Below are 24,704 nucleotides of genomic sequence, written 5' to 3'. Positions count from 1 at the left end.
GTTCCACGCTCTTGTTGGGCACGTTACGCCCTCGCTACTGTTCACTATACGAAGCACCAATCCATATTCCGAACAGTACGCCCGCGTTCGCGGGCCATAGCCGAAGGAAGTGACATGGTGTTGAGAACATCCCGCGTCCTCGCGGTCCTCGTGGCGACCGCAGTCGTGTCGATGACCGCCGCCTGCGGCGGAGACGAGCCGGCCGCCGCGGTGGACCCCGAGGGGGACGTCAAGCTCACGTTCGTCGCCTACGGCGGTGTCGGCCAGGACGCGATGATCAAGCACTACCAGGAGCCGTACACCAAGGCGCACCCGAACGTGACCTTCACCAACACCTCGCCGCCCGACGTGGCGCAGGTGAAGGCCCAGGTCGAGAGCGGGGCGGTGCTCTGGGACGTGGTCGCGACCGCGCCGGCCGCCGCGACCCAGAACTGCGGGACGCTGTTCGAGCCGCTCGACTTCTCCGGCGTCGACAAGAGCAACCTGGCCGAGGGCACGATCGGCAAGTGCTACATCGGCAACTTCATCAACGCCTCGCCCTTCGCCTACCGCACCGAGGCGTTCCCGGACCCGAGCAAGGCGCCCAAGACCATCAAGGACTTCTTCGACGTCCAGAACTTCCCCGGCCAGCGCGGGATCCTGACCAACCTGCAGAACGGCATCCTCGAATACCCGCTGCTCGCCGACGGTGTGGCGCCGGACGCGCTCTACCCGCTCGACGTCGACCGCTCGCTGAAGAAGCTCAACACGATCCGCAAGGTGACCACGTTCGCCCCGAACGTCGGCGCGCTCCAGCAGGCGGTCGGCTCCAAGCAGGTCGACATGTTCCTGCTCGCCGACGCGCGGCTCGTGCCGCTGATGGACGAGGGCGCGGACATCACAGTGGTGTGGGACGTGACGGTGGCCTCGATCAACTGCTTCGCCGTGCCGAAGGGGTCGCCGAAGAAGGTGGCCGCGGAGCGGTTCCTGTCCACGGTGGTCAGCCCGGAGGCGGTGGCCGGCATCTCCGAGGCGCTCGGCACCGCGCCGGTGAACCTCGCCGCCAAGCCGAACCTGTCGGAGAACGCGAAGAAGGTCGAAGTCTACGGCGACGCCAACACCGGCAAGACCGTGCTGCAGGACGTCCAGTGGTACGCCGACAACTTCAACGAGGTCACCGCCAAGCTCACCAACTGGCTTGCCGGCTGAGGTGACCCCCCGGTAGCGATTCGTCCGTCATGTGAACTACGCTTCGGGGGTGGCGAACTTTGATCCGAACGAAGCCTCGAACTCGGACATCCGGGCGGTCGCGCGCGTGGGACAGATCTGCGCGCTCTTCGGTCCCCGGGTCGTCGAGCTCACGGCCGCGGACGTCGCCGAACGGACGGGTCTGAACCGCACCACCGCCTACCGATACTGCGCGTCGATGACTGCCGCCGGCATTCTCGAACGGGGGACGCGCCGCGGGACGTTCGCCCTCGGCGGACTGATGCTGGAACTGGGAATTCGGGCGCTGGGACGCCAGCGGATCGTCGAGATCGCCGGGCCCCACCTGCGGAAGCTGAGCACCGACGCGCGAATGACGGCGGTGCTCAGCGTCCGTGGCGCCCAGGGGCCGGTGGTGACCCTGGTCGAGGAGGACACCAGCCGCCAGGTCGTGGTCACCGTGCATCCCGGCACCAAGCTCGACGCGAGCGCCGCGCAGACGCACGTGTACCTCGCGTACGCCGACGAGGCCGTGATGGACCTGGTGGCCGCCGGCATGTCCCCGGCCGAGCGCGCCCGGCTGGACTCCGAGGTCTACGCCGCACGCCGGCAGGGCTACAGCGTGGCCCGGCACAGCGGCGGCCTGTTCGCGGTGGCCGCCCCGGTCTTCGACGAGAAGGGGCTGTGCGCCACTGTCGCACTCCTCGGCGCCGGCGACATCGCCGAGCTGTCCGCCGCCATCGAGCTGCTGGTGGCGACCGCCACCACCCTGACCAGCGAGCTCGGCGCCCCCGCAGACAGCGCGCCGACGGCAGACGAGTAACGGGCCCGATCTTCCCCGCCCCGCCCGCGCTCTCCGGCCGCCCCACTCGTTGACCAAGGGCTTTGTGTCCAGATCCGCCCGGTCCCGCACCCCTAACTCCTTGATCACCGGCACCCCGGCGCGCGCCACCCACCCCGCGCGCGAGGACCCACGCGCTGATCATGAAGTTGGCCGGGAGAAAACGGGCGAAAATCGCGGTCAACTTCATGATCGACGGCGTCAGGGGCCCGCTGGGCGGCTGGAAGTTCGTATGCCGGAATGCTTCTTGCGGTAGGTGAACACGTCACGTACGTTCCTCGCATCGCCCTCCGGCCGGACCTGGCGATGCCAGAGCTCTTCGCACGGCATCTACGGACAGGGATGTGACGATGAAACCTCTGACAAGACGGCTGACGGCGGCGGCGACCGGGCTCCTGCTGGTGGTCGGCGTGAACATCGCGGTACGGGCGCCGCACGCGGCGGCGAGCGGAAACGCGCCGGTGAGCATCGACTCGCTGGCCCGGGACGTCGAACGGGTCGAGTCGCTGCGCGAGGTCAAGGACGTGCAGCGGTCGTACGCCCACCTGGCCCAGTTCGGGCGCTGGGCGGACATGGCGAAGCTGTTCAGCGCGAACGGCACGCTGCAGTGGGGAAGTCAGGTGGTGAGCGGCCACCACGCCATCAAGGGATGGCTCGCGGCGGAGGCCGGGGACATGAACGGCGCCCGGCCGGGCGCGCTGCACACCACGGTGATCGACCAGCCGCTTGTCAACCTGTCGCCGGACGGCCGTACCGCGAAGGGCCGCTGGTCCGGGATCCGCTTCCTCGGTGACGGGGCCGGCGCGGCGCGCATCGACGGCGGCATCTACCAGAACGAGTACGTGCTGGAGAACGGCGAGTGGAAGATCTCGCTGCTGCGCTACTACCCGCTCTACGAGGGCGACTACGCCACCGGCTTCCGGACCATCAACCGCCAGCCGGTGCCGGTGGTGCCGTACCACTTCACGCCCGACGTGGCCGGCGTGCCGATCCCGGCGGCGACCGGGCCCGCGCCGAAGACCCGGTTCAACGCGAAGGAGCTGGCCGACCGCATCACCGCGCTCAACGACGAGGACTCGGTGCGCAACCTGCAGCACGCGTACGGCTACTACGTCGACCGCCGGATGTGGAGCGACGTGGTCGACCTGTTCACCGACGGCGCGAAGGTCACCATCGACGGCGTGGGCGTGTTCCGCAACGCCGCCGGTGTCCGCCAGGCGATGGAGCGGATGGGGCCGGAGGGCCTGACGCAGGGCGTGCTCAACGACCGGCCGCTGTTCGACACGATCGTCGACGTGGAGGACAACGGCAAGAAGGCGACCACCCGGGGCATCGAGGTCGGCATGCTCAACGACGCCGGCGGCGCCTCGTGGCAGTTCTCCGTCTTCACGAACCGCTTCGTCAAGCAGGGTGGCCTGTGGAAGCTCAAGGAGATGCACCTGACGCCGCTGGTCACGGCGCCCTACAGCACCGGCTGGGGCGACGGCGGGACCGGCCCGGTCGCCTCCGTCAAGCCGCCGAAGTTCCTCGACGTGGCCGGGCGTACCCCGGCGCCGAAGCCCGGCAAGGCGGCCGGCGCGCCGAAGGGCCCGAAGGCGGACCTGGCCGACCTCCAGCGGAGGCTGAACCGCTCGGTCGCGTTCGACGGAGCGGAGAACGTCTCGGCGGCCTACAGCTACTACATCGACGACAGCAGGTGGCCGGAGATGGCGGCCGTGCACGCGGTGAACGGCCACAAGCTGTCCCCGTTCGCCGGCTGGAACGTGACGCGCGAACGGATTCTCGGCTCGGTGGTCTCGACGTACGGCAACACGCCACCGCCGACGCAGAAGTCCTTCCTGGTGCTGCACTGGCGGCCGCAGCCGGTCATCGACGTCTCGCACGACGGCCGGTCGGCGTCGGTCCGGGCCCGGCTCATGCACGTCAACGCCTCGACCGTCAACGCCGGGTACATCAACGGCGCGATGTACAACGACCAGTTCGTGCTGGAGGACGGCATCTGGCGGATCTGGAGCCTGGACATCGACGAGTTCTACTGGCAGTCGCCGAACTGGGCCCAGGGCTGGGGTGGCGTGGCCCCGCGTGACCCGAGCCTGCCCGACCCGCCGCCGAGCAACCTGGTGAACACCTACCCGCCGGATGTCCTGCACAGCGCGCTGGGCGAGCGGTCCCGCGGCTTCCGCGGCGGCAGTCCCGGATACATCCAGTGGCCGGACATCGTGCCGATGTGGTTCCACTACCGCAACCCGGTGAGCGGGCGGGTGCCGCCGCACTTCTGGTACGACTGCGCGCCCTGCGAGGTGCGGCCGGACTGGAGCATGACGCGGTACGGCTACCAGCTGCCGCCGACCGGACCGCAGATCGACGGGCTGGAGGTGGGCTGATCCGTCAGTGACGGCGGCCCGGCCGTCGCGACCGTCCCGAGGCGCCTCTTCCCGCATCCGGCGGGGAGGGGCGCCTCCGCGCGCCTGCCGCACTCCGGTGTCCCCAGCCGGTGGCGAGATGGTGCGGGTTGGGCAAAGTTCATCTGGCGTAATAGCTCTTGCGCCCTGCGAACATGTCCCGTACGTTTCCGGCAACTGCCTCCGGTCGTGACCTCCACGGCCGCCCGCCGACCACGGGGATTCCACATACGCCAGCAACGGACAGGGATGTGAAGATGAGACGTCTGACAAGACGGCTGACCGCGACAGCCTCCGCACTGCTGCTGGTCGCCGCCGGCATGGTCGCCCTCCAGGCGCCCCCGGCCGCGGCCACCACCCCGACGATCACCCTGAACTCCCTCGCCCGGGACCTGGTCCGCGTCGAGTCGCTGCGCGAGGTCAAGGACGTGCAGCGCACGTACGCGCACCTGGCGCAGTACGGCAGATGGTCGGACATGGCGGCGCTGTTCAGCGCCGACGCGACCTTCCGCTGGGGCGACGAGACGGTCACCGGCCGCGCCGCGATCCGCGACTGGCTGGAGGCCGACGCCGGCGCGATGAACGGCATCAACCCGGGATCCCTGCACACCGTGATCGTCGACCAGCCGCTGGTGAACCTCTCCGTCGACGGCCTGTCCGCGAAGGCGCGCTGGAACGGCTTCCGCTTCCTCGGTGACGGCGCGGGCGCGGCCCGGATCGAGGGCGGCATCTACGAGAACGAGTACGTGTTCGAGAACGGCCGCTGGCGGATCTCCCTGCTGCACTACTACCCGCAGTACGAGGGGGACTACGCCACCGGCTGGCGCAACAAGGACCTCGAGCTGCTGCCGATCGTCCCGTACCACTTCACTCCGGACGAGGCGGGCGTGCCGATCCCGGAGCCGGTCGGTCCGGCGCCGCCGGCCGGCACGACCGTCAACAAGGTGGCGGCCCGCATCGACAAGCTCAACAGCGAGGACTCGGTCCGCAACCTCCAGCACGCCTACGGCTACTACGTCGACCGGCGGATGTGGTCCGACGTGGTCGACCTGTTCGCCAACGGCGCCACGGTGACCATCGACAACGTGGGCACGTTCCGGGGCGCCGCCGGGGTCCGCCAGGCGATGGAGCGCATGGGCCCGGAGAACCTCAGCCAGGGCATCCTCAACGAGCGTATCCAGTTCGACACGATCGTCGACGTGCACACCAGCGGCACGCAGGCGACCGCCCGGGGCATCGAGTTCGCCATGGTCGGCGACGCCAACACCCGCGAGGCGTCGTGGGAGATCTCCGTGTTCCACAACCACTTCGTCAAGCAGGGCGGGCTGTGGAAGCTCAAGGACATGAACATCACGCCGCTGGTGATAGCCCCGTACTCCACCGGCTGGGGTGACGGCGGCATCGCGCCGGCGCCGACCCGGGTGCCGGCCTTCCTCGACGTGCAGGCGCGCAGCCAGAAGAACGCCGGCGGCGCGGCGTCGTCGAACCGGAACCTGGCCGACCTCGACCGCCGGCTGGCCCGGTCGCTGGCGTTCGACGGGGCGGAGAACGTCTCGATGGCGTACACCGCCTACCTGGACGACCTCCGGATCTACGACATGGCGCAGATCCACGCCGAGTTCGGCCACAAGCTGTCGCCGTTCGCCGGCTACTTCCAGGGCCCGGAGCGGATCCGGCAGGCCGGGGTGACGGTCTACGGAACTAACCCGTCGACGATGCGCGCCAGCATCTCGTACCACTGGCGGCCGCAACCGGTGATCCTCGTGTCCGAGGACGGACGGTCGGCGACGATGCGCGCCCGCCTGCTCCAGCCGCGGACGTCGAGGACCAACGCCGGCGCGTTCAACGGCGCGATGTACAACGACGAGTTCGTGCTCGAGAACGGCATCTGGCGCATCTGGAGCCTGACCATCGACGAGTTCTACTGGCAGTCGACGAACTGGGCCGGCGGCTGGGCCGGGGCGAACCCGCGCAACCCGGAGCTGCCGGACCCGGCGCCCAGCACGCTGGTGACCCGGTACCCGCCGGACGTGCTGCTCAGCAGCATGGGTGAGCGCTCGCGCGGGTTCCAGGGCGGTTCCCCCGGTTACATCGCGTGGCCCGGGATCGTGCCGATGTGGTTCCACTACAAGAACCCGGTCAGCGGGCGCGAGCCGCAGTTCTACTGGCCGCAGTGCGCGCCGTGCGAGGTGCGGCCGGACTGGCGGATGACCGAGCACGGCTGGCAGCAGCCGCCGCTCGGCCCGCAGGTCGACGGAGTGGACCTGGGCTGACCCGGGCGACACCGCACCGTCAGTGGGGGAGCGCCTCTTCCGACTCCGGTCGGGAGGGGCGCTCCGCCGTCACGACGCCTGTGGACACACGAGACCGCGCTCCGTAATATGAACTTCGGTTGCGCTATCCGAACATTTGCTGCTCACCGGCAGCCGTCGAGAAGAGGGATAGAGAAGCCATGCCGGACCCGCAGAACCGCCCCCTCCCGTTGGCGGGCAAGGTCGTCCTCGTCGTCGGCGCCAGCGCGGGCATCGGCGCCGACGCCGCCCGGGTGTTCGCCGCCGACGGCGCCTCGTTGATGCTCGTCGCCCGCTCCGAGGGGCCACTGGAGAAGATCGCCCTGGAACTCGCCTCGGCCGGGCACGACGTCGACCACGTCACCGGCGACATCTCCGTCGCCCGCGACGTCGCCCGCGTCGTGGACCGGACCGTCGAGCGGTTCGGCCGGCTCGACGGCGCCTTCAACAACGCCGCGATGACACAGGGCGGCCGCCTGGACCAGGTCCCCGAGGAGGACTTCGACCGGATCATGGCGGTGAACGTCAAGGGCACCTGGTTGTGCGTCCGCGAGCAGGTGCGGGTCATGCTCGGCCGGGGCGCCGGCTCGATCGTCAACGTGAGCAGCATCGGCGGACTGCGCGGCAGCTCCGGCCTGGGCGCGTACCAGGCGACCAAGCACGCGGTCATCGGGCTGACCCGCACCGCCGCGCACGACTTCGGCCCGCTCGGGATCCGGGTGAACGTGATCGCGCCCGGCCCCACCGAGACGCCGATGCTGGCCCAGACCCGGCTGGCGATTCCCGGCGGGGTCGAGGCCCGGATCGCGGCGACCCCACTGCGTAAGGCGGGCACCGGGACGGAGGTCGGCGCGACGGCGTCGTTCCTGCTGAGCGACCGGGCCAGCCACATCAGCGGGGCGGTGCTCCCGGTGGACGGTGGCTTCAGTGCCTGACGAGACCGCGGTGACCGCGCCGGCCGGCGACGGCGACGACCTCCGCTCCGCCGCCGTCGGCACGCTCCGCCTTCCGCCACGGATCCACTTCGGGTACGGCGCCCGCCGGCACCTGCCGGAGGTCGTCCGGGTGCACGGCCGGCGCGTACTCGCCGTGGTCGACCCGTTCCTGGTGCGGACGCCGATCTTCCGCGAGACGGTGGACGCCCTGACCGGGGCCGGGCTGGACGTGCTGGTCCACTCCGACATCACGCCGGAACTCCCGGTCGACACCCTCGACGCCGCGGTCGCGACCGCCCGCGACTACCGCGCGGAGGTGGTCCTGGCGATCGGCGGCGGCAGCGCGCTCGACGCCGCCAAACTGATCGCGCTGCTGTCGGCCTACGACGGGCCGGCACACCGCTACTACGGCGAGAACCTCGTGCCCGGGCCGATCGTGCCGCTGGTGGCGGTGCCGACGACCGCGGGCACCGGGTCGGAGGTGACACCCGTCGCGGTCGTGTCCGACCCCGACCGCGAGCTCAAGGTGGGCATCTCCAGCCCTTTTCTGGTGCCGTCGGCCGCCGTGGTCGACCCGGAGTTCACGCTCGGGACGCCCGCGACGGTGACCGCCTGGTCCGGCATCGACGCGCTGGTGCACGCGGTCGAGTCGTTCACGGCCCGGCCGGTCGACCTCGACTGGTCGGGCGTGCTCCCGGTGTTCACCGGACGCAACGTGCTGAGTGAGTCGGTCGCGTTGCAGGCGGCGGCGCGTCTGGGCCCCTGGCTGCCGGTCGCGGTCCACCGGCCCGGCGACCGGCGGGCACGGCACGAGGTGGCGCTGGGCTCGCTGCTCGGCGGGATGGCGTTCGGCGCGACCGGCACCCACCTGTGCCACGCCCTGCAGTACCCGATCGGCGCGCTCACCAAGACTCCGCACGGGCTCGGCACCGGGCTGATGCTCCCGTACGTCATCGACACGCTGACGGCGCAGCCGGCGGTCGCCGAGCGGCTCACGGCGCTCGGCGCGGCGCTCGAAGCGATCCCGGCCGCGGACGCCTCCGCGGCGCGGACGCTCGCCCGGGTGGTCGAGATCAACCGGGAGATCGGCGTGCCGCGCACGCTCGCCGAGATCGGGCTGACGCGCCACCAGCTTCCGCAGATCGCCGAGCTGGGGCTCAGGTCCACCCGGCTGATCGCGGCCGCGCCGGTGGACCCGTCCCGCGAGCTGCTGCTCGACATCCTGGAACGCGCCCACGACGGCGCCCTGGCGAATGGGAGTCTCAGGTGAACCTGCTCGCGGACCTCTTCATCGACGGGCAGTGGCGGCCCGGCTCCGACGGCCGCCGGTTCGACGTGACCGACCCCGCCGACCTCTCCACCATCGCCCGGTTCGCCGTCGCGACGGAGCAGGACTGCATGGCGGCCGTGGACGCCGCGGCGGCGGCCCAGCCCGCCTGGGCCGCGACCGCGCCGCGCGAGCGCAGTGAGCTGCTGCGCCGGGCGTACGAGATCCTCACCGACGAGGTCGAGGTCTTCGCCGAGCTGATGGTGCGGGAGAACGGCAAGTCGTGGGCGGACGCGATCGGCGAGGCCAACTACGCCAAGGAGTTCTTCCGCTGGTTCGCCGAGGAGGCCGTCCGGGTGCCGGGCGACTACCGCCTCTCCCCGGCGGGGGACAAGCGGATCGTCGTGGACCGGCAGCCCGTCGGCGTGTCCCTGCTGATCACGCCGTGGAACTTCCCCGCCGCGATGGCCACGCGCAAGCTCGGCCCGGCGCTGGCGGCCGGGTGCACGACGATCCTCAAGCCCGCGCGGGAGACGCCGCTGACCGCCGCCTACGTTGTGGAGGTCCTGCGCCGTGCCGGCGTGCCGCGTGGCGTGGTCAACCTGGTCACTCCGGTGCCGACCGGCCCGCTGGTGAAGCGGATGATCGACCGTCCCGAGGTCCGCAAGCTCTCCTTCACCGGCTCCACCGAGGTCGGCCGTGAGCTGCTGCACGCCTGCGCGGACAGCGTGGTCAGCACGTCGATGGAGCTCGGTGGCAACGCCCCGCTCATCGTGCTGCCGAGCGCGGACCTGGACACCGCCGTGGAGGGCGCTCTGCTGGCCAAGATGCGCAACGGCGGGTCCGCCTGCACCGCGGCCAACCGCTTCTACGTCCATTCCTCGGTGCACGACGAGTTCGTCGCCCGGATGGACGCCGCCCTCGCCGCGGTGTCGGTCGGGCCGGGGCTCGACCGGGCGAACGACCTGGGCGCGCTCGTCTCGGTTGCCGAGCGGGACAAGGTGGCGGACCTGGTCCGGACCGCCGTCGCGCAGGGGGCCACCGTGGTGCGCGGCGGACGGTCTCCGGGCCACGGCGCGTTCTACGACGCGACGCTGCTGACCGGTGTGGTGCACGGCTCCACCATCACCACGACAGAGATCTTCGGGCCGGTCACCGCGGTGATCCGCTTCGACCACGTCGACGACGCGGTCCGGATGGCGAACGACACCGTCTACGGTCTGATGGCGTACGTCTTCGGTGAGGAGCGGGAGGCGATGGCCGTCGCCCGGCGTCTGGAAGCCGGGATGGTGGCCGTGAACCGGGGCGTCGTCAGCGACCCGGCCGCCCCGTTCGGCGGGGTCAAGCAGAGCGGCCTCGGCCGGGAGGGCGGCTCCGAGGGCATCCTGGAGTTCCTGGAGGAGAAGTACATCGCGCTCACCGCGTGAAGGTCGAACCTCTCGACGAAGCGCCCGGCTCCGGCCGGGCGCTTCTCGTGTCCGGTGTGACCCGCGCCGGTCCACTGTGCACCATGCCGTATTTGTCTTCCATAAGGGTCTTCTCGCGCTATGGCGGATTCGCGCCGGACGGGCACCCTCGATCGGTTTGCTAGAGCTATAACGACGAAATTCGTCGGTTCAAAGCTATCTACCGACGAGTTGCTGAGATTTCATGGACAACAACTGGCGTGGCTCGTAGAGTCTCGGCATCTTCCGATGATCTGGAGATGACGTGAAGACTGCCGCCACCGCCCAACCCGTTCGTTCCGCCGCCGACCTGCACGCCGCCGCAACAGTGGTGGACGGAAGCACGGTCATCGAGCTGAGCGACGCCCACCTCGACCGGATCCGGCGAGGAGGCGTCACCGCGGTCAACCACACGGTCACCCGGCCGTACGCGGACACCGTCACCGCCCTGCGCGAGGTCAACCGCTGCCGCAGGTGGATCGACGCGCACCCGGACGAGGTGCTGCTCGCCCTGACCGTGGACGACATCCACCGGGCCAAGGCCGAGGGCAAGGAGGCCGTCATCCTCGGCCCGCAGGACACCGAGATGATCGGGGGTGACCTCGACCTGCTCGGCACGTTCCACGACCTGGGCGTCCGCATCCTTCAGCTGACCTACCAGCGGCAGAACCTGCTCGGCGCGGGCTGCGGCGAGGACACCGACTCGGGGCTGACGCACCGGGGCCGTGCCTTCGTCAAGGCGATGAACGAGCTGGGCGTGCTGGTCGACGTCTCGCACAGCGGCGAGCGCACCGGCCTGGACGCGATGGACGCCTCGGACAAGCCGGTCGTCGTCACGCACGCCTTCTGCGACGCGCTGTCGCCGCACATCCGCGCCAAGTCGGACGGATACCTGCGGCGCCTCGCCGAGCAGGGCGGCGTCATGGGCATCACCACCCTGTCGGGGTTCCTGTACCACCCGGAGGACCCGTCCCGTCGTCCGGACCTGACCCGCTTCGTGGAGCACGTCTGCCGTGTGGTGGAGGTGGCCGGCGTCGACCACGTCGCCGTCGCCACCGACTACGACGAGACGTGGACCGAGGAGATGCGGATCGCGCAGCTCAAGAGCATCGCGCAGGCGAACTCGAAGGAGCACCAGAACCTGCTCGGTGACTTCGGATGGGAGGAGCGCCGGGCGATCGGCATGGACGACGCCGCGGACTTCCCCAACATCACCGAGGCGCTTCTGGCCGGCGGATTCTCGCCGGAGGACGTGATCAAGATCCTCGGCGGCAACTGGCTTCGGGTCTATGGGGAGGCATGGAAGCCGGCCGCGCGATGAAGCGCTAATCGTGACACTGCCAAGGAGACTGATGCGTACCCGAATTCTGATGAGAGCGCTGGCGGTGGGCGTCGTGACGACGCTCGCGGCCGGCTGCGGAGGCGGCGAGCCGCCGTCGGGCAAGTCCGGTGGCAACGCCAGCGACGGCCTCACCAGCAACGTCAAGCTCGAGGACGAGACGCAGGCCGCCGGCACGCCGAAGTCCGGTGGCCGCCTGCGGATCATGATCCGGCTGGACGCCAACGAACTCGACCCGCACCGGATGTCGGAGACCTCGGCCTTCGTCATCAACGAGCAGATCTACGAGTCGCTCGTGCAGTCGTACCGGGGCGAGATCAAGCCGGCGATCGCCGAGTCGTGGGAGCTGAGCGCGGACGGCCAGACCGTGACGTTCAAGCTGCGCGACAACGCGTACTTCCACAGCGGCCGCAAGGTGACCGCCGCCGACGTGAAGTACTCGATCGAGCGGATCAAGGACCCGGCCACCCGGGCGCCGCGCGCCCGTAGCTACGAGGGCATCACCTCGGTCGAGGCGCCCGACGAGCGTACCGTCGTGATGAAGCTGGCCAAGCCCAACGCCGCCATCCTGACCCTGCTGTCCACCGCCGCGTCGTCGATCGTCGACCGGACCGTGGTCGAGAAGCAGGGCGACCTCAACGGCAGCGTCGACGGCGGCAGCGGGCCGTTCAAGCTCGCCGCCCGGACCACCGGCCAGGCCATCAAGCTGGACAAGCACGACAAGTACTGGGAGTCCGGGGTTCCGTACCTGGACGGGCTGGACTTCACGTTCAACCCGGACGACAACGCCCGCGCCGCCGCCGTGCGCAGCGGCACCGTCGACTTCCTGTGGCGGCCCGCGCCGGAGTTCATCGACGCGCTCAAGCGCGACGAGAAGCTCAAGTGGTACGGCGGCTCCGGCTCGCTGTCGCTGCACCTGCGGCTGAACACCTCGAAGGCGCCGTACGACAACGTCAAGGTCCGGCAGGCCATCTACCTGGCGCTGGACCGGCAGGAGATCCTGAACGTCGCCAACTCCGGCTTCGGCACCGCGCTCAACGCCGGCTACCTGCCGCCGGACCGCTTCGGCGCGCTGAAGGAGCCGGTGTACGGCAAGCCCGACATCGAGAAGGCCAAGGCGCTGCTGGCCGAGGCGGGTTACCCGAACGGCTTCGACGCCAAGCTCATGGTGATCGCCACCTCGGCGTTCCAGGTGCGCTCGGCGGAGGTGGAGCAGCAGCAGCTCGCCAAGATCGGCATCAAGGTGACGCTGGAGTCGGTCGAGTCCACCATCGCCGACACCAAGACGAAGTCCGGGGACTTCGACATGTACCAGTCCGGCTTCGGCCTGACCTACGACCCGGACGAGCGGTTCACCGCCAGCTTCCTCAAGGGCGGCGGCCTGAACTACGGCAACTGGTCCGACCCGGAGTACGAGGACCTGATCGTCAAGGCCCGCTCCGAGCTGGACAAGGACAAGCGCGCCCAGCTCTACCAGCAGGCCGAGAAGATCCTGGCCGAGCGGGGCCCGGTGGCCATGACCTTCCTGAACGCCGACTTCGACGTCGTGCAGAAGGACGTCATGGGTTACCGGGGTGACCCCACGCCGACCTACCGCTTCTACCGGCACCTCTGGCTCGACCGCTGACGAGTCGCGGAGGGGACGCCGGCCCACGGCGTCCCCTCCGCCGCACCGCGACGAAAGGCAATCCATGACGGCCGTACCCCTGACCCATCGCTACGTCATCGCCGCCCGGCTGAAGGGCTACCTCGGCAAGCACGAGGAGTCCGTGGCGCTGCTCACCGAGGCACTCGAACTGGAACCGGACAGCCCGCGCCTGCTGCGCTTCCGCGGCCACCGGCGGATCTCCATCAGTGACTACGCCGGCGCGATCGCGGACCTGCGCGCCGCCGCCGACCAGCTCGCCGGCGTCGAGGACGAGTACGAGATGTACCAGCCGGAGGTGGAGAAGGACGTCGTCAGCCTGATCCTCGGCCGGCCCGAGGACGTGCGCCCGCAGCACCTCAGCGACACCGACGCCGCCGCGAACCCGGAGATCCTCGGCCGCTACAACACCACGCTGCACGCCTCCGTCTGGTACCACCTGGGCGTCGCCCAGTACCTCGCCGGTGACCTGGAGGGCTGCCTGCCCAGCTTCGCCGAGTCGGAGAAGGCGTCCCGGCACCAGGAGGGCCTGGTCGCGTCGCAGGACTGGCAGTACATGGCGCTGCGGCGCCTCGGCCGGACCGCCGAGGCCGAGGAGGTGCTCGACCGGTTCCGCACTGTCGACCTGGTCGACGAGCCGCACCTGGTCGGCTACGAGGGCCGGATGAAGCTCTACACCGGCGAGATCGGCCCGGACGAGCTGTGGGCGATGTGCGACGGCAACAGCCTCAAGACCGTCACCCAGGGGTACGGCCTCGGTAACTGGCACTACTACAACGGTGACGTCGACAAGGCGCGTGAGGTGTTCGACGGGGTGCTGAAGACCCGCGTCACGCACGCCTTCGCGTACCTGGCAGTCAAGGCCGAGTACGAGCGCAACCCGGACTTCGCGACCACGAGCAAGGAGAACTGAGATGGCAATCATCCGTGCCGAGATCGGCAAGCGGGACCAGGCCACCAAGGAAGCGATGATCGCCGACCTGACCGACGTGCTGGTCAAGTACGGCTCGCCGCGCGAGAACACCCACGTCCTGCTCTACGAGGTGTCGTACGACAACTGGGCCAAGGGCGGCGTGACGTACAACAACCGGAAGCGTGCGCAGGAGTCCTCGTGACCGGCGCCGCCGCGGGACCGCACATCCTGCTCACGCCCAACCTGTCGGACCTGCTCCCGCAGCTGCGGGAGCGGTTCCCGCAGTGCCGGTTCAGCCCGGTACCGGACGGTGAGCCGGTACGCGACGAGTGGCTCGACGCCGAGGTGATCCTGCGCAGCGCGATGAACGAGGACACCTTCGACGAGCTGCTGGCCAAGTGTGACCGGCTGCGGTGGGTGCAGATCACCGCGGCCGGGTTCGACTGGGTGGGCGGCGAGCTGATGCAGCGCCGCCTCGCCGAGGGGCTGCTCTACACCCGGTCGCCCAACTCCTACAACGTGCCGATCGCCGAGTACGCCATCGGCGCGGTGCTGATGCGCTTCCGCGCGTTCCCGGAGCACCGGGAGGCGCAGGAGCGCCGGGAGTGGGTGCGAATCACCGGCCGGGACTTCATCGGCAGCACGATGCTCGTCTTCGGCACCGGCGGCATCGGCGGCGAGGTGGCCTGGCGGGCCCGCGCGCTCGGCGTCGACGTGATCGGGGTGAACCGCTCCGGCACTCCGGCCGAGGGCTTCGACCGGGTGATCCCGTACGCCGAGCACATGGCCGTGCTGCCGGAGGCCGACTCGGTGGTCCTGGCCATGCCGCTGACCACCGAGAACCGCTACTTCTTCGACGCCGAGCACTTCGCGGCGATGAAGGAGTCGGCGGTGCTGGTGAACGTCGGGCGGGGCGCTCTCGTGGTGGAGGACGCCCTGGTCGACGCGATGCGGTCCGGCCGGATCGCCGGCGCGGTGCTGGACGTGTTCGAGGAGGAGCCGCTGCCGGCCGACCACCGGCTGTGGGACCTGCCGAACACCACCATCACCCCGCACACGTCGTTCCGCGGCACCGGCAACCTCCAGCGGCTCTACGCCGACTTCTGCGTCAACCTGGAGCGTTACCTGGCCGGCGAGCAGCTGGCCGGCCTGAAGCGGCAGCCCGACCTGGGGTACTGAGCGGCCGAACGAGAGGCGGCCCACCGGATCGATCCGGTGGGCCGCCTTCGTCGTGCCGTACGTCAGTCGAGCAGCGCGCGGGCCGCAGTCAGCACGTCGTGCTCACCGAGCAGGACGTGGTCGGCCGCCGGGCCCAGCGGGACGTAGCTGTCGACGCTGTTGACGCGGGAGATCCGCCCCGGGTAACCGGCGTCAACCAGGGCGGCCACCACCGCCTCGGAGACGCCGCCGCCGGCGCGGGTCTCGTCCACCACCAGCACCCGGGGTACGCCGTCGAGCGCGGCGAGCATACTCGCGGCCGGCAGCGGCGCGAGCCACTGCAGGTCCACGACGCGGGTGCCGGCGCCCCGCTCGGCGGCCAGCGTCTCGGCCACCCGCAGGCTCATCGGCACGCCGTTGCCGAACGTGACGAGCGCCAGGTCGTCGCCGTCGCGTACGGTCCGGACCTGTCCGAGCGGCGTCTCGGTGGCCGCCCACTCGTCCGGCGGGGCGTACCGGGCCAGCCAGCCGCCGTCGCCGTCGCTGTGCAGGTCACGGGTGTGGTAGAGCGCGATCGGCTCCAGGAACACGCAGACCCGCTTCTCCTGCTCGGCCAGCGCGAGGCACTGCCGCAGCAGCGCCGGCGCGGTGACCGGGTGGGAGGCGACGGCCAGCGCCAGGCCGGGGATGTCCCGCAGCACCGCCACCGAGTTGTCGTTGTGGAAGTGCCCGCCGAACCCCTTCTGGTACGCCAGCCCGGCGATCCGGACCACCATGCCGTTGCCGTACTGCCCGTCGGAGAAGAACCGCAGCGACGCGGCCTCGCCGCGCAGCTGGTCCTCGGCGTTGTGCAGGTAGGCGAGGTACTGGATCTCCGGGATCGGCAGCGTGCCGGCCAGCGCGCCGCCGAGCGCCACCCCGAGGATGGTCTGCTCGTCCAGCAGCGTGTCGAACACGCGGTTCGCGCCGAACGCCTTGCGCAGCCCGCGGGTGGCGCCGTAGACGCCGCCCTTGCGGGCCACGTCCTCGCCGAAGACCTGCGCCTGCGGCCAGGTGAGCAGCGCGTCGTGCAGCGCGGCGTTGACCGACTGGGCGAGCGTGAGCGGTCCGCGCGACTCGGGGAGCTTGCCGCCGAACACCTTGTCCCGCCCGGCGCCGGCCCGTCCGGCGGCCGCGCTGACCCGGTCGGTCCGGCGTTCGGTCAGCGGAGCGGTCACCGCAGCCGCGTCGGGCAGCCGCTCGACCCGCCCGAGCATCGCCTCGGCCTGGTCCATGACCAGCTTGCGGGTCTGCTCGTAGCGGGCCAGGCTCTCGGCCGGGGCGAGGATGCCGCGCCGGGCCAGCACCGCCGCCGTGGCCAGCAGCGGGTCGCGGGCGTAGTCGGCGAGGATCTCCGACCGGGACCGGTACGCCAGTTCCGCGTCGGAGCCGGCGTGGCCCATGAACCGGACCGTGCGCAGGTGCAGCACGGCAGGGCGGCGTCCGGCGCGTACCCGATCGGCCACCTCGCCCGCGACGGCGAGCAGCCGCGCGGGATCGGCGCCGTCGACGGCGGTGTAGTCCAGGCCTGGTAGCGCGGACAGCATCCGGTCCACCCAGCCGTGCGGGGACCGGGTGCTGATGCCGATGCCGTTGTCCTCGCAGACGAACAGCACCGGCATCCCGAGCCCCTGGTGGGCGGCCCACCCGACGGCGTTCAGCGCGCCCACTGCGGTGGAGTGGTTGGCCGAGGCGTCGCCGAAGCTGCACACCACCACCGCGTCGGCCGGGTAACCGGTGTCGCCGACGCCCCGTTCCAGCGCGAACGCCATGCCCATCGCGCGGGGCAGGTGCGAGGCGATCGTCGAGGTCTGCGGGATGACGTTCAGCGCCCGGTGCCCGAACACCTTGTGCCGGCCGCCGGAGATCGGGTCCCGCCGGGACGCGGCGGCGGAGTGCAGCACGTCGGTGATCGGGGTGGAGCCGGGGACCTGCCCGGCCCGGGCGGCGTAGAAGCCGCCGGACCGGTAGTGCAGCAGCGCCGGATCGGTCGGTCGCAGCGCCAGCGCGACGGCGGCGTTGCTCTCGTGGCCGCTGGATCCGATCGTGTAGAAGCCGTCCCGTTTCGACTGCAGCCAGCGCAACGCGAGGTCGAGGTGGCGGCTCTGGATCTGGGCGTCGAAGTAGTCGAGCAGCAGGCCGGCGTCGATCTCGACGTCCGGCGACGGGTCGGCGGGCGCCGCGGCGCCCGCCGACCATTCCGACAGTTGACGAACCAGGTGTTCGTCGATGGTTTCCACGTTGCTCCTTGCCGGGGGTGCGAGGGGTCAGCGGCTGGAACGGCCGCGCAGTCGCGGGTCGAGCACGTCGCGGAGGGTGTCGCCCAGCAGGTTGAAGCCCAGCACCGCGATCATGATGCAGACGCCGGGGACGACCGACGGCCAGATCGACATCTCCATGAACGCCTTGCCGCTGGAGAGCATCGACCCCCAGGACGGCTGGGGCGGCTGCACGCCGAGCCCGAGGTAGCCCAGGGACGCCTCGACCAGGATGGCGGTGGCCAGGCTCGTGGTGAACTGCACCGCGATCGGGGCGACCGAGTTGGGCAGGATGTACTTGAAGATCAGCCGGGCGTTGGTGAGCCCGACCGCCTGGCCGGACTCCACGTACGGCTCGCGGCGCACCGACATCGCCGTGCCGCGTACGACGCGGGCGAAGCTCGGGATGAACACGAGGATCAGGGCGATGATCAGGTTCTCCGTGCCGGGGCCCCGGGCGGCGACGACCGCCAGCGCGAGCAGCAGCGTGGGGAAGGCGAACATGATGTCGGTGGCCGGGGTGATGATCGCGTCGAGGAAGCCCCGGTAGAAGCCGGCGAGCAGTCCGAGCAGGACGCCGATCGCGCCCGCGCAGGTCACCACGATCAGGCTGACGGTCAGCGAGGTGCGTGCGCCGTACAGGGCCCGGCTGAGCAGGTCGCGGCCGGCCTCGTCGGCGCCGAGCAGGAAGTCGCCGCCGGGCGCGGCGAGCCGCTGGTTGGACATGGCGGTCGGGTCGTACGGGGCGATGAGCGGGGCCAGCGCCGCCGCGGCGACCATCAGCACCACGATGACCAGGCCGATGGCGCCCACCCGGTCCCGCCAGATCAGGCGCAGCACCTCCAGGTTGCGGGAGGTCCTGCGAGTGGACGCCGCCTCGGCGGGGCGGCGGTCGGGGGCGATGTCAGTGACCACTGCGCAACCTCGGATCCAGGTAGGTGTAGATGAGGTCTACGAGGAAGTTGACGACGACGTAGAAGAAGGCCAGGAAGAGCAGGGTGCCCTGGACGACCGGGTAGTCGCGCTGGGAGATGCCGCGGATGACCATCGTCCCCAGGCCCGGCCAGGCGAACACCTGCTCGACGATGACAGTGCCGCCCAGCAGCGCGCCGGCCTGGATGCCCAGCACCGTCACGACCGGGATCAGCGAGTTGCGCAGCGCGTGCCGGGCCATGACCACGCGCTCGGCGAGGCCCTTGGACCGGGCGGTGCGCACGTAGTCCTGGTTGAGCACCTCCAGCATGCTGGAGCGGGTCATCCGCATGCTGATCGCGGCGAGGCTGGAGCCGAGCGTCACGGCGGGGAGGACGAGGTGCTTCAGGGTGCCCCAGAAGCCCTCACCCTCACCCGCGCCCTGCGACGGCAGCCAGCCCAGCGACACCGAGAAGACGTACACCAGCAGGATGCCGAGCCAGAAGTTCGGCAGCGACAGCCCGACCAGCGAGCCGACCCGGGTGGTGGCGTCCAGCAGCCCGTTGCGCTTGGTGGCGCTGAGTACCCCGAGCGGAATCGAGATGAGGATCGAGACCAGCAGCGCCGACACGGCCAGCAGCAGCGTGGACGGAAGGCGCTGCATGATCTCTTCCAGCACCGGCTGGCCGGTGCGCATCGAGGTGCCGAAGTCGCCCTGGACGAGGGCGCCGAGCCACCTCAGGAACTGTTCGTACACGGGCATGTCGAGCCCGAAGTAGCGGCGCATCTCCGCCTCGATCGCGGGGTCGCCGAAGTCCTGACCCATGATCGAGCTGATCACGTCGCCGGGAATCATGCGGATGACCAGGAATGAGATCACCGAGATCCCGAAAAGGACTGGAATAACCGATAAGAGACGGGTCAACGTGATGCGCAGCATTGCGGGTTTCTCCGGTCGGTCAGGTGTCTGCGCCGGGTGTGCCGGGGTCGGCTTCCGCGTCCCAGCCGGCTTCCTCGTCCCCCGTGACGGCGATGTCGCGCGCCCATTCGTGCGCGCGCTTGGCGACCCGTAGCACCATCACCGACCGGCTCTCCATCACCCCGTCGAGGTTGCCCAGCCGCTCCGTCCAGAACCGCCGCATGGCGTTGCTGGAGGCGAAGTAGCCGACGGCGATGATGTCGAACTGGCCGGTCACGTGGTAGACGTACGCGATCTCCGGCATCCCGGCGAGCTTGTCGATGAGCCTTTCTGTGGCACCCGGAGCGCTCTGGATCTCGAACAGCGTGTGCACCGGCCGCCCCATGAAGGCGGCGCTGGGAATCGCGGCGAACTGCAGCTGACCCTCGGTGACAAGCCGTTCCACCCGGCGTCGTACGGATCCCTCGGAGAGGCCGACCTTCGCCGCCAGTGCGACGTTCGTCTGCCGTGGATCCTGAACGAGCTCCCGGATGATGCTGCGATCTTTCTCGATCGAGCTCTTGGATGCCATCTCGCTCCAACTCTTAGTGACGGAATTCGTCGCTGCCGGGAGCCTAGACGACGAACATCGTCTGTGCAACACTCCCGGATGACGAATGGTGGCGTTCGGGAGTTTAACTCAGGGGGATCGATGGCCTTGTTGGAGGTCCGGGACCTGCGCACCGAATTCCGCGGCGCGCGGGGCTCGGTGACGGCGGTGGACGGGGTGTCGTTCACTGTCGACGCAGGGGAGATGGTCGCCCTCGTCGGCGAGTCCGGCTGCGGGAAGTCGGCGACCGCTCAGTCCATCATGGGCCTGATCGTGCCGCCGGCCGGCCAGGTGACCGGTGGCCAGGTGCTCTTCGAGGGACGGGACCTGCTGCGACTGTCCGCGCGGGACCTGCGCGCGGTGCGCGGCAAGGGCATCTCGATGATCTTCCAGGATCCGATGACCTCGCTGAACCCGGTGCTGACCGTGGGCCGGCAGATGACCGAGGCGCTGGAACTGCACCTCGGAATGAGCCGCCGGGCCGCGCGCAAGCGGGCGGTCGAGCTGCTGGACATGGTGCGCATCCCGGCGGCGGAGACCCGGCTCAGCTCGTACCCGCACCAGCTCTCCGGCGGCATGCGCCAGCGCGTCATGATCGCCATGGCGCTCTCCTGCCGGCCGCGGCTGATCCTCGCCGACGAGATCACCACCGCGCTCGACGTCACCATCCAGGCGCAGGTGCTGGACCTGCTGCGGGAACTGGCCCTGGAGACGCGCACCGCGGTCCTGCTCATCACCCACGACCTCGGCGTGGTCGCCGGCATGGCCGAGCGCGTCAACGTCATGTACGCCGGCCAGATCGTCGAGCGCGCCGGGACCGTCGACCTGTTCCACCAGCCGCAGATGCCGTACACCTGGGGTCTGCTCGGCTCGGTGCCCCGCCTCGACCAGGCCCGGGGCGGCAAGCTGCGCCCGATCGCCGGCCGCCCGCCGGAGCTGTCGGAGATCCCGCCCGGCTGCCGCTTCGCGCCGCGTTGCGTCCACGCCCGCGACGTCTGCCAGGACAAGGCGCCCGGCCTGACCACAGTGCCGGAACGCGACCAGCTCACCCGCTGCTGGGGCATGCGCCCGGCGGACCAGGGCGGCTGGCTGACCACCGAGGACCGCTTCGCCGACCAGAGCGCGGAGGTGCGCTGATGACCCCCACCACCGACACCGCCCCGGACCCGCTGCTGCGCGTGCGTGACCTGGCCGTCGACTTCAAGGTGCCGGTGCGCGGCTCGCTGTTGCCGGCCCGGCTGCGCGCGGTCTCCGGTGTGGACCTGGACGTCCGGCGGGGCGAGATCATCGGCGTCGTCGGCGAGTCCGGCTGCGGCAAGTCCACCACCGGCCGGGCCATTCTCCAGTTGCTCAAGCCCAGCCAGGGCACCGTCACGTTCGACGGCACCGAACTGACCACGCTGGACCGGCGGCGGATGCGGGCCATGCGCCGGCAGATGCAGATGATCTTCCAGGACCCGTTCGCCTCGCTGAACCCCCGGATGACCGTCGGCGAGCTGATCGAGGAACCGCTGCTCGTGCACTCCGACCTGCCGGCGGCCGGGCGGCGGGCCAAAGCGCTGCAGACCATGCAGATGGTCGGGCTCAGCGAGAAGTGGCACGACAGGTACCCGCACGAGTTCTCCGGCGGCCAGCGCCAGCGCGTGGGCATCGCGCGCGCCCTGGTCAGCAACCCGCAGTTCATCGTCGCCGACGAGCCGGTCTCCGCGCTCGACGTCTCGGTGCAGGCGCAGATCGTCAACCTGCTGGAGGAACTCCAGGAGGAGCTGGGCCTGACCATGATGTTCATCGCCCACGACCTGGCCGTCGTGCGGCACCTCTGCGACCGCATCGCGGTGATGTACCTCGGCTCGGTCGTGGAGGTGGGGGACTGCGAGGACATGTACGACCGGCCGCGCCACCCGTACACCCAGGCCCTGCTCTCGGCGGTGCCGATCCCCGACCCCCTGGTCGAGACCGAGCGCCGGCGGGTGATCCTCAGCGGTGACGTGCCCAGCCCGCTGAACCCGCCGTCCGGCTGCCGCTTCCGGACCCGCTGCTGGAAGGCGCAGGACATCTGCGCGACCGAGACGCCGAAGCTCACCGGCGCCGGCCACCAGGTCGCCTGCCACTTCCCGGAGAACACCGACCCGCGGGGCGAGCCGGTCGCCGCCGCCGGCGCGGGGCGGTAGACGTGTCCGTTCCCTACCACCGCAACCTGGTCGACGGCGAGTGGGTCGACGGCGAACGCCGGCCGAACCTGAACCCGGCCCGCCCCGGCGAAGTCGTCAGCGAGTACGCGGTGGCCGACCGCGACACCGCCCGCGCGGCGGTCGAGGCGGCCCGCCGGGCCGGTCCGGGATGGGCGAAGCTGCCCGTCGGCGACCGGATGCGGATGCTGGACCGGATCGGCGGCACCATCCTGGACTGCGCCGACGAACTCGCCACGCTGCTCGCCCGCGAGGAGGGCAAGCTGCTCGCCGAGGCCCGCGGCGAGGTCGTCCGCGCCGGCCAGACGTTCCGCTACTACGCCCACCAGCTGCTCCAGCCCACCGGTGAGGTCTACGCCTCCACCCGGCCGAACGTGCACGCCGAGGTCCGCCGCCGTCCACTGGGCGCGGTCGGGATCATCACGCCGTGGAACTACCCGCTGGCGATCCCGGCGTGGAAGGTCGCGCCGGCGCTCGCGTACGGCAACACCGTCGTGCTCAAACCCGCCGAGCTGGTTCCCGCCAGCGCCGGGGAACTCGCCCGGATCATCGCCGACGCCGGTGTCCCGCCCGGCGTGTTCAACCTGGTCGTCGGCGCCGGCTCGGTGGTCGGGGAGGAACTGCTCACCAGCGACGGGCTGAACGGCATCTCGTTCACCGGCGGCACCCGCACCGGCGCGCACGTCGCCCAGCGCTGCATCGAGTACGGCAACAAGCGGTTCCAGCTGGAGATGGGCGGCAAGAACCCGCTCGTGGTCTGTGACGACGCCGACCTGGACGTGGCGGTGCGCTGCGCGCTGGACGGCAGCTTCTTCAGCACCGGCCAGCGCTGCACCGCCTCCAGCCGGCTGATCGTGACGGCCGGCATCCACGACCGGTTCGTCGCGGCGCTGGCCGAGGCGACGCGGGCGCTGCGCGTCGGCGACCCGCTCGACCCGGACAGCCAGCTCGGCCCGGTGGTCAGCACCGGCCAGCTCGACCAGAACCTCGACTACGTCCGGATCGGACGCGACGAGGGCGCGGCGGTGGCGGCCGGCGGCACGCACGACGGGCAGTTCATGCGGCCCACCCTGCTCGTCGGCGCGCACAACGACATGCGGGTGGCCCGGGAGGAGATCTTCGGCCCGGTGTCCTGCGTGATCCGCGCCGACGACCTCGACGAGGCGATCGAGCTGGCCAACGACACCGACTACGGGCTGTCCGCCGGGATCGTCACCACCTCCCTGTCCGCCGCCGAGCGGTTCAAGCGCGACGCCCGCGCCGGCATCGTCACCGTCAACCTGCCCACCGCCGGCACCGAACTGCACCTGCCGTTCGGCGGCACCGGGGCCTCCAACCACGGCCCCCGCGAGCAGGGCGGCTACGCCCGCGACTTCTACAGCGTGCCGGTGACCTGCTACACCGGCTGGTAAGGACGGCAATGTCCCCTCAGATCCTGCTCACCGAGCCCATCGCCGAGGCCGGGATGCGGCTGCTGCACGCCGCCGGTGAGGTGCGCGTCGCCCACCTCACCGACCCCGCCGCGCTCGCCGCCGGGCCGCTCGCCACCGCCGACGCGCTCGTGGTGCGCTCCTCGCCGGTGACCGCCGCGATGCTGGAGGCCGCGCCCCGGCTCAAGGTCGTCGGCCGGCACGGCGCCGGGCTGGACGGCATCGACCTGGCCGCCGCGCAACGGCTCGGCGTCCCGGTGGTCGGCACGCCCGGCGCCAACGCCGAGTCGGTGGCCGAGTTCGTCGTGCTGGCCGCGCTCGCGCTCGCCCGGCAGCTCACCCCCGCCGTGGCGACGCTGGCCTCCGGCGGATTCCCGCCCGGCCGGTCACTGCCCGGCTCGGTCGTCGCCGCCGGACTGACCGGCACCATGCTCACCGGCCGCACGCTGGGACTCGTCGGCCTCGGCGCGATCGGCCGGGGCGTCGCCGCCCGCGCCCGCGCGATGGGCATGACGGTCCTCGGGTACGACGTGGCGGTCACCGAGCCGCCGGACGGCGTACACCTGGTGGACCTGGACCGGCTGCTCGCCGAATCGGACGTGGTCAGCCTGCACGTGCCCCAGACGCCGCAGACCACCGGCCTGATCGGCGCCGCCGCGCTGGCCCGGATGCGGCCGCACGCGCTGCTCGTCAACACCGCGCGGGCCGGCGTGGTCGACGGCGCGGCGGTGCTCGCCGCGCTCGACGCCGGCCGGCTGCGCGGCTACGCGGTCGACGTGTTCGCGCCCGAACCGCCCGCCGCCGACGACCCGATGCTGCACCACCCCCGCGTCCTCGCCACCCCGCACATGGCGGCGATGACCACCGACGCGCTCGACGCGATGGCCGTCGCCGTGGCGCGCGGCGTCCTCGCCCACCTGGAAGGAACCCGTACGTGACACTGACCG

At 70.8% G+C, this 24,704-nt stretch carries 20 protein-coding genes; 16 read left to right on the top strand and 4 right to left on the bottom strand.

Annotated elements, in window-relative coordinates:
- Nucleotides 1-114 precede the first annotated feature (114 nt).
- From DQE82_RS18000 to DQE82_RS17945, 12 genes are all read left to right on the top strand, one after another.
- Nucleotides 115-1,188, top strand: a complete 1,074-nt coding sequence (locus DQE82_RS18000) for an extracellular solute-binding protein (protein WP_104115297.1) — start codon at nucleotides 115-117, stop codon at nucleotides 1,186-1,188.
- Between the two features lie 49 nt (nucleotides 1,189-1,237).
- Complete coding sequence (locus tag DQE82_RS17995; protein WP_158559983.1) at nucleotides 1,238-2,008, top strand: IclR family transcriptional regulator; 771 nt, start codon at nucleotides 1,238-1,240, stop codon at nucleotides 2,006-2,008.
- Nucleotides 2,009-2,376: 368 nt separating this feature from the next.
- Nucleotides 2,377-4,410, top strand: coding sequence for a nuclear transport factor 2 family protein (locus tag DQE82_RS17990; protein WP_113973273.1), 2,034 nt, complete (start codon nucleotides 2,377-2,379; stop codon nucleotides 4,408-4,410).
- A gap of 275 nt (nucleotides 4,411-4,685) precedes the next feature.
- Nucleotides 4,686-6,701, top strand: coding sequence for a nuclear transport factor 2 family protein (locus DQE82_RS17985; protein WP_158559982.1), 2,016 nt, complete (start codon nucleotides 4,686-4,688; stop codon nucleotides 6,699-6,701).
- Between the two features lie 179 nt (nucleotides 6,702-6,880).
- Complete coding sequence (locus tag DQE82_RS17980) at nucleotides 6,881-7,654, top strand: SDR family NAD(P)-dependent oxidoreductase (protein ID WP_073827372.1); 774 nt, start codon at nucleotides 6,881-6,883, stop codon at nucleotides 7,652-7,654.
- Nucleotides 7,647-8,924 carry an iron-containing alcohol dehydrogenase gene (locus tag DQE82_RS17975; RefSeq protein WP_158559981.1) on the top strand — a complete coding sequence of 426 codons (1,278 nt, stop codon included), beginning with the start codon at nucleotides 7,647-7,649 and terminating at the stop codon, nucleotides 8,922-8,924. Before DQE82_RS17980 ends, DQE82_RS17975 begins: the two co-directional genes overlap by 8 nt.
- Nucleotides 8,921-10,348 carry an NAD-dependent succinate-semialdehyde dehydrogenase gene (locus DQE82_RS17970; protein ID WP_233514700.1) on the top strand — a complete coding sequence of 476 codons (1,428 nt, stop codon included), beginning with the start codon at nucleotides 8,921-8,923 and terminating at the stop codon, nucleotides 10,346-10,348. Before DQE82_RS17975 ends, DQE82_RS17970 begins: the two co-directional genes overlap by 4 nt.
- Before the next feature lie 283 nt (nucleotides 10,349-10,631).
- Nucleotides 10,632-11,687 (top strand): dipeptidase, encoded by a 1,056-nt coding sequence (locus DQE82_RS17965; protein ID WP_043325193.1) that lies wholly within the window; start codon nucleotides 10,632-10,634, stop codon nucleotides 11,685-11,687.
- 31 nt (nucleotides 11,688-11,718) lie between these two features.
- Nucleotides 11,719-13,332, top strand: a complete 1,614-nt coding sequence (locus tag DQE82_RS17960) for an ABC transporter substrate-binding protein (protein WP_158559980.1) — start codon at nucleotides 11,719-11,721, stop codon at nucleotides 13,330-13,332.
- Nucleotides 13,333-13,396: 64 nt separating this feature from the next.
- The gene (locus DQE82_RS17955; RefSeq protein WP_043325191.1) at nucleotides 13,397-14,263 is read left to right on the top strand and encodes a tetratricopeptide repeat protein; all 867 of its coding nucleotides are present in this window, start codon (nucleotides 13,397-13,399) and stop codon (nucleotides 14,261-14,263) included.
- A 1-nt stretch (nucleotide 14,264) separates the two neighbouring features.
- Entirely contained in the window at nucleotides 14,265-14,465 is a 201-nt protein-coding gene (locus DQE82_RS17950) for a tautomerase family protein (protein ID WP_018786431.1), read from the top strand.
- A complete protein-coding gene (locus DQE82_RS17945; RefSeq protein WP_064447412.1) occupies nucleotides 14,462-15,442 on the top strand; it encodes a D-2-hydroxyacid dehydrogenase in 981 nt (326 codons plus the stop codon). The genes DQE82_RS17950 and DQE82_RS17945 overlap by 4 nt, the downstream gene beginning before the upstream one ends.
- A 62-nt stretch (nucleotides 15,443-15,504) precedes the next feature.
- Here the strand turns inward: DQE82_RS17945 and DQE82_RS17940 are convergent, their stop codons facing one another.
- From DQE82_RS17940 to DQE82_RS17925, 4 genes are read right to left on the bottom strand one after another with little or no spacing between them, the layout of a single operon-like run.
- Complete coding sequence (locus DQE82_RS17940; protein WP_370446800.1) at nucleotides 15,505-17,691, bottom strand: thiamine pyrophosphate-dependent enzyme; 2,187 nt, start codon at nucleotides 17,689-17,691, stop codon at nucleotides 15,505-15,507.
- A 36-nt stretch (nucleotides 17,692-17,727) separates the two neighbouring features.
- On the bottom strand, nucleotides 17,728-18,633 hold the full coding sequence (locus DQE82_RS17935) for an ABC transporter permease (protein WP_233514699.1): 906 nt from the start codon (nucleotides 18,631-18,633) through the stop codon (nucleotides 17,728-17,730).
- Nucleotides 18,623-19,570: a nickel ABC transporter permease gene (gene nikB, locus DQE82_RS17930; protein WP_113973269.1), complete on the bottom strand. Its 948-nt coding sequence runs from the start codon at nucleotides 19,568-19,570 to the stop codon at nucleotides 18,623-18,625. Before nikB ends, DQE82_RS17935 begins: the two co-directional genes overlap by 11 nt.
- 19 nt (nucleotides 19,571-19,589) lie before the next feature.
- Nucleotides 19,590-20,120, bottom strand: a complete 531-nt coding sequence (locus tag DQE82_RS17925; protein WP_030499629.1) for an Lrp/AsnC family transcriptional regulator — start codon at nucleotides 20,118-20,120, stop codon at nucleotides 19,590-19,592.
- Between the two features lie 120 nt (nucleotides 20,121-20,240).
- On the opposite strand from DQE82_RS17925, the gene DQE82_RS17920 reads away from it, so the two are divergent.
- The 4 genes from DQE82_RS17920 to DQE82_RS17905 are packed head-to-tail and all read left to right on the top strand — an operon-like array spanning nucleotide 20,241 to nucleotide 24,695.
- Complete coding sequence (locus tag DQE82_RS17920; protein WP_199496023.1) at nucleotides 20,241-21,275, top strand: ABC transporter ATP-binding protein; 1,035 nt, start codon at nucleotides 20,241-20,243, stop codon at nucleotides 21,273-21,275.
- Nucleotides 21,275-22,309, top strand: coding sequence for an ABC transporter ATP-binding protein (locus tag DQE82_RS17915; protein WP_113973268.1), 1,035 nt, complete (start codon nucleotides 21,275-21,277; stop codon nucleotides 22,307-22,309). Before DQE82_RS17920 ends, DQE82_RS17915 begins: the two co-directional genes overlap by 1 nt.
- Before the next feature lie 2 nt (nucleotides 22,310-22,311).
- The gene (locus tag DQE82_RS17910; protein ID WP_113973267.1) at nucleotides 22,312-23,739 is read left to right on the top strand and encodes an aldehyde dehydrogenase family protein; all 1,428 of its coding nucleotides are present in this window, start codon (nucleotides 22,312-22,314) and stop codon (nucleotides 23,737-23,739) included.
- Between the two features lie 8 nt (nucleotides 23,740-23,747).
- Nucleotides 23,748-24,695 carry a hydroxyacid dehydrogenase gene (locus DQE82_RS17905; RefSeq protein WP_113973266.1) on the top strand — a complete coding sequence of 316 codons (948 nt, stop codon included), beginning with the start codon at nucleotides 23,748-23,750 and terminating at the stop codon, nucleotides 24,693-24,695.
- Nucleotides 24,696-24,704 lie beyond the last annotated feature (9 nt).

It is taken from the genome of Micromonospora sp. LHW51205 (assembly GCF_003315815.1).
In the GTDB taxonomy this organism is placed as follows: domain Bacteria; phylum Actinomycetota; class Actinomycetes; order Mycobacteriales; family Micromonosporaceae; genus Micromonospora; species Micromonospora chalcea.
The sequence above is the reverse complement of the archived record's forward strand: the minus strand, read 5'-3'. Positions and strand labels throughout refer to the sequence as shown.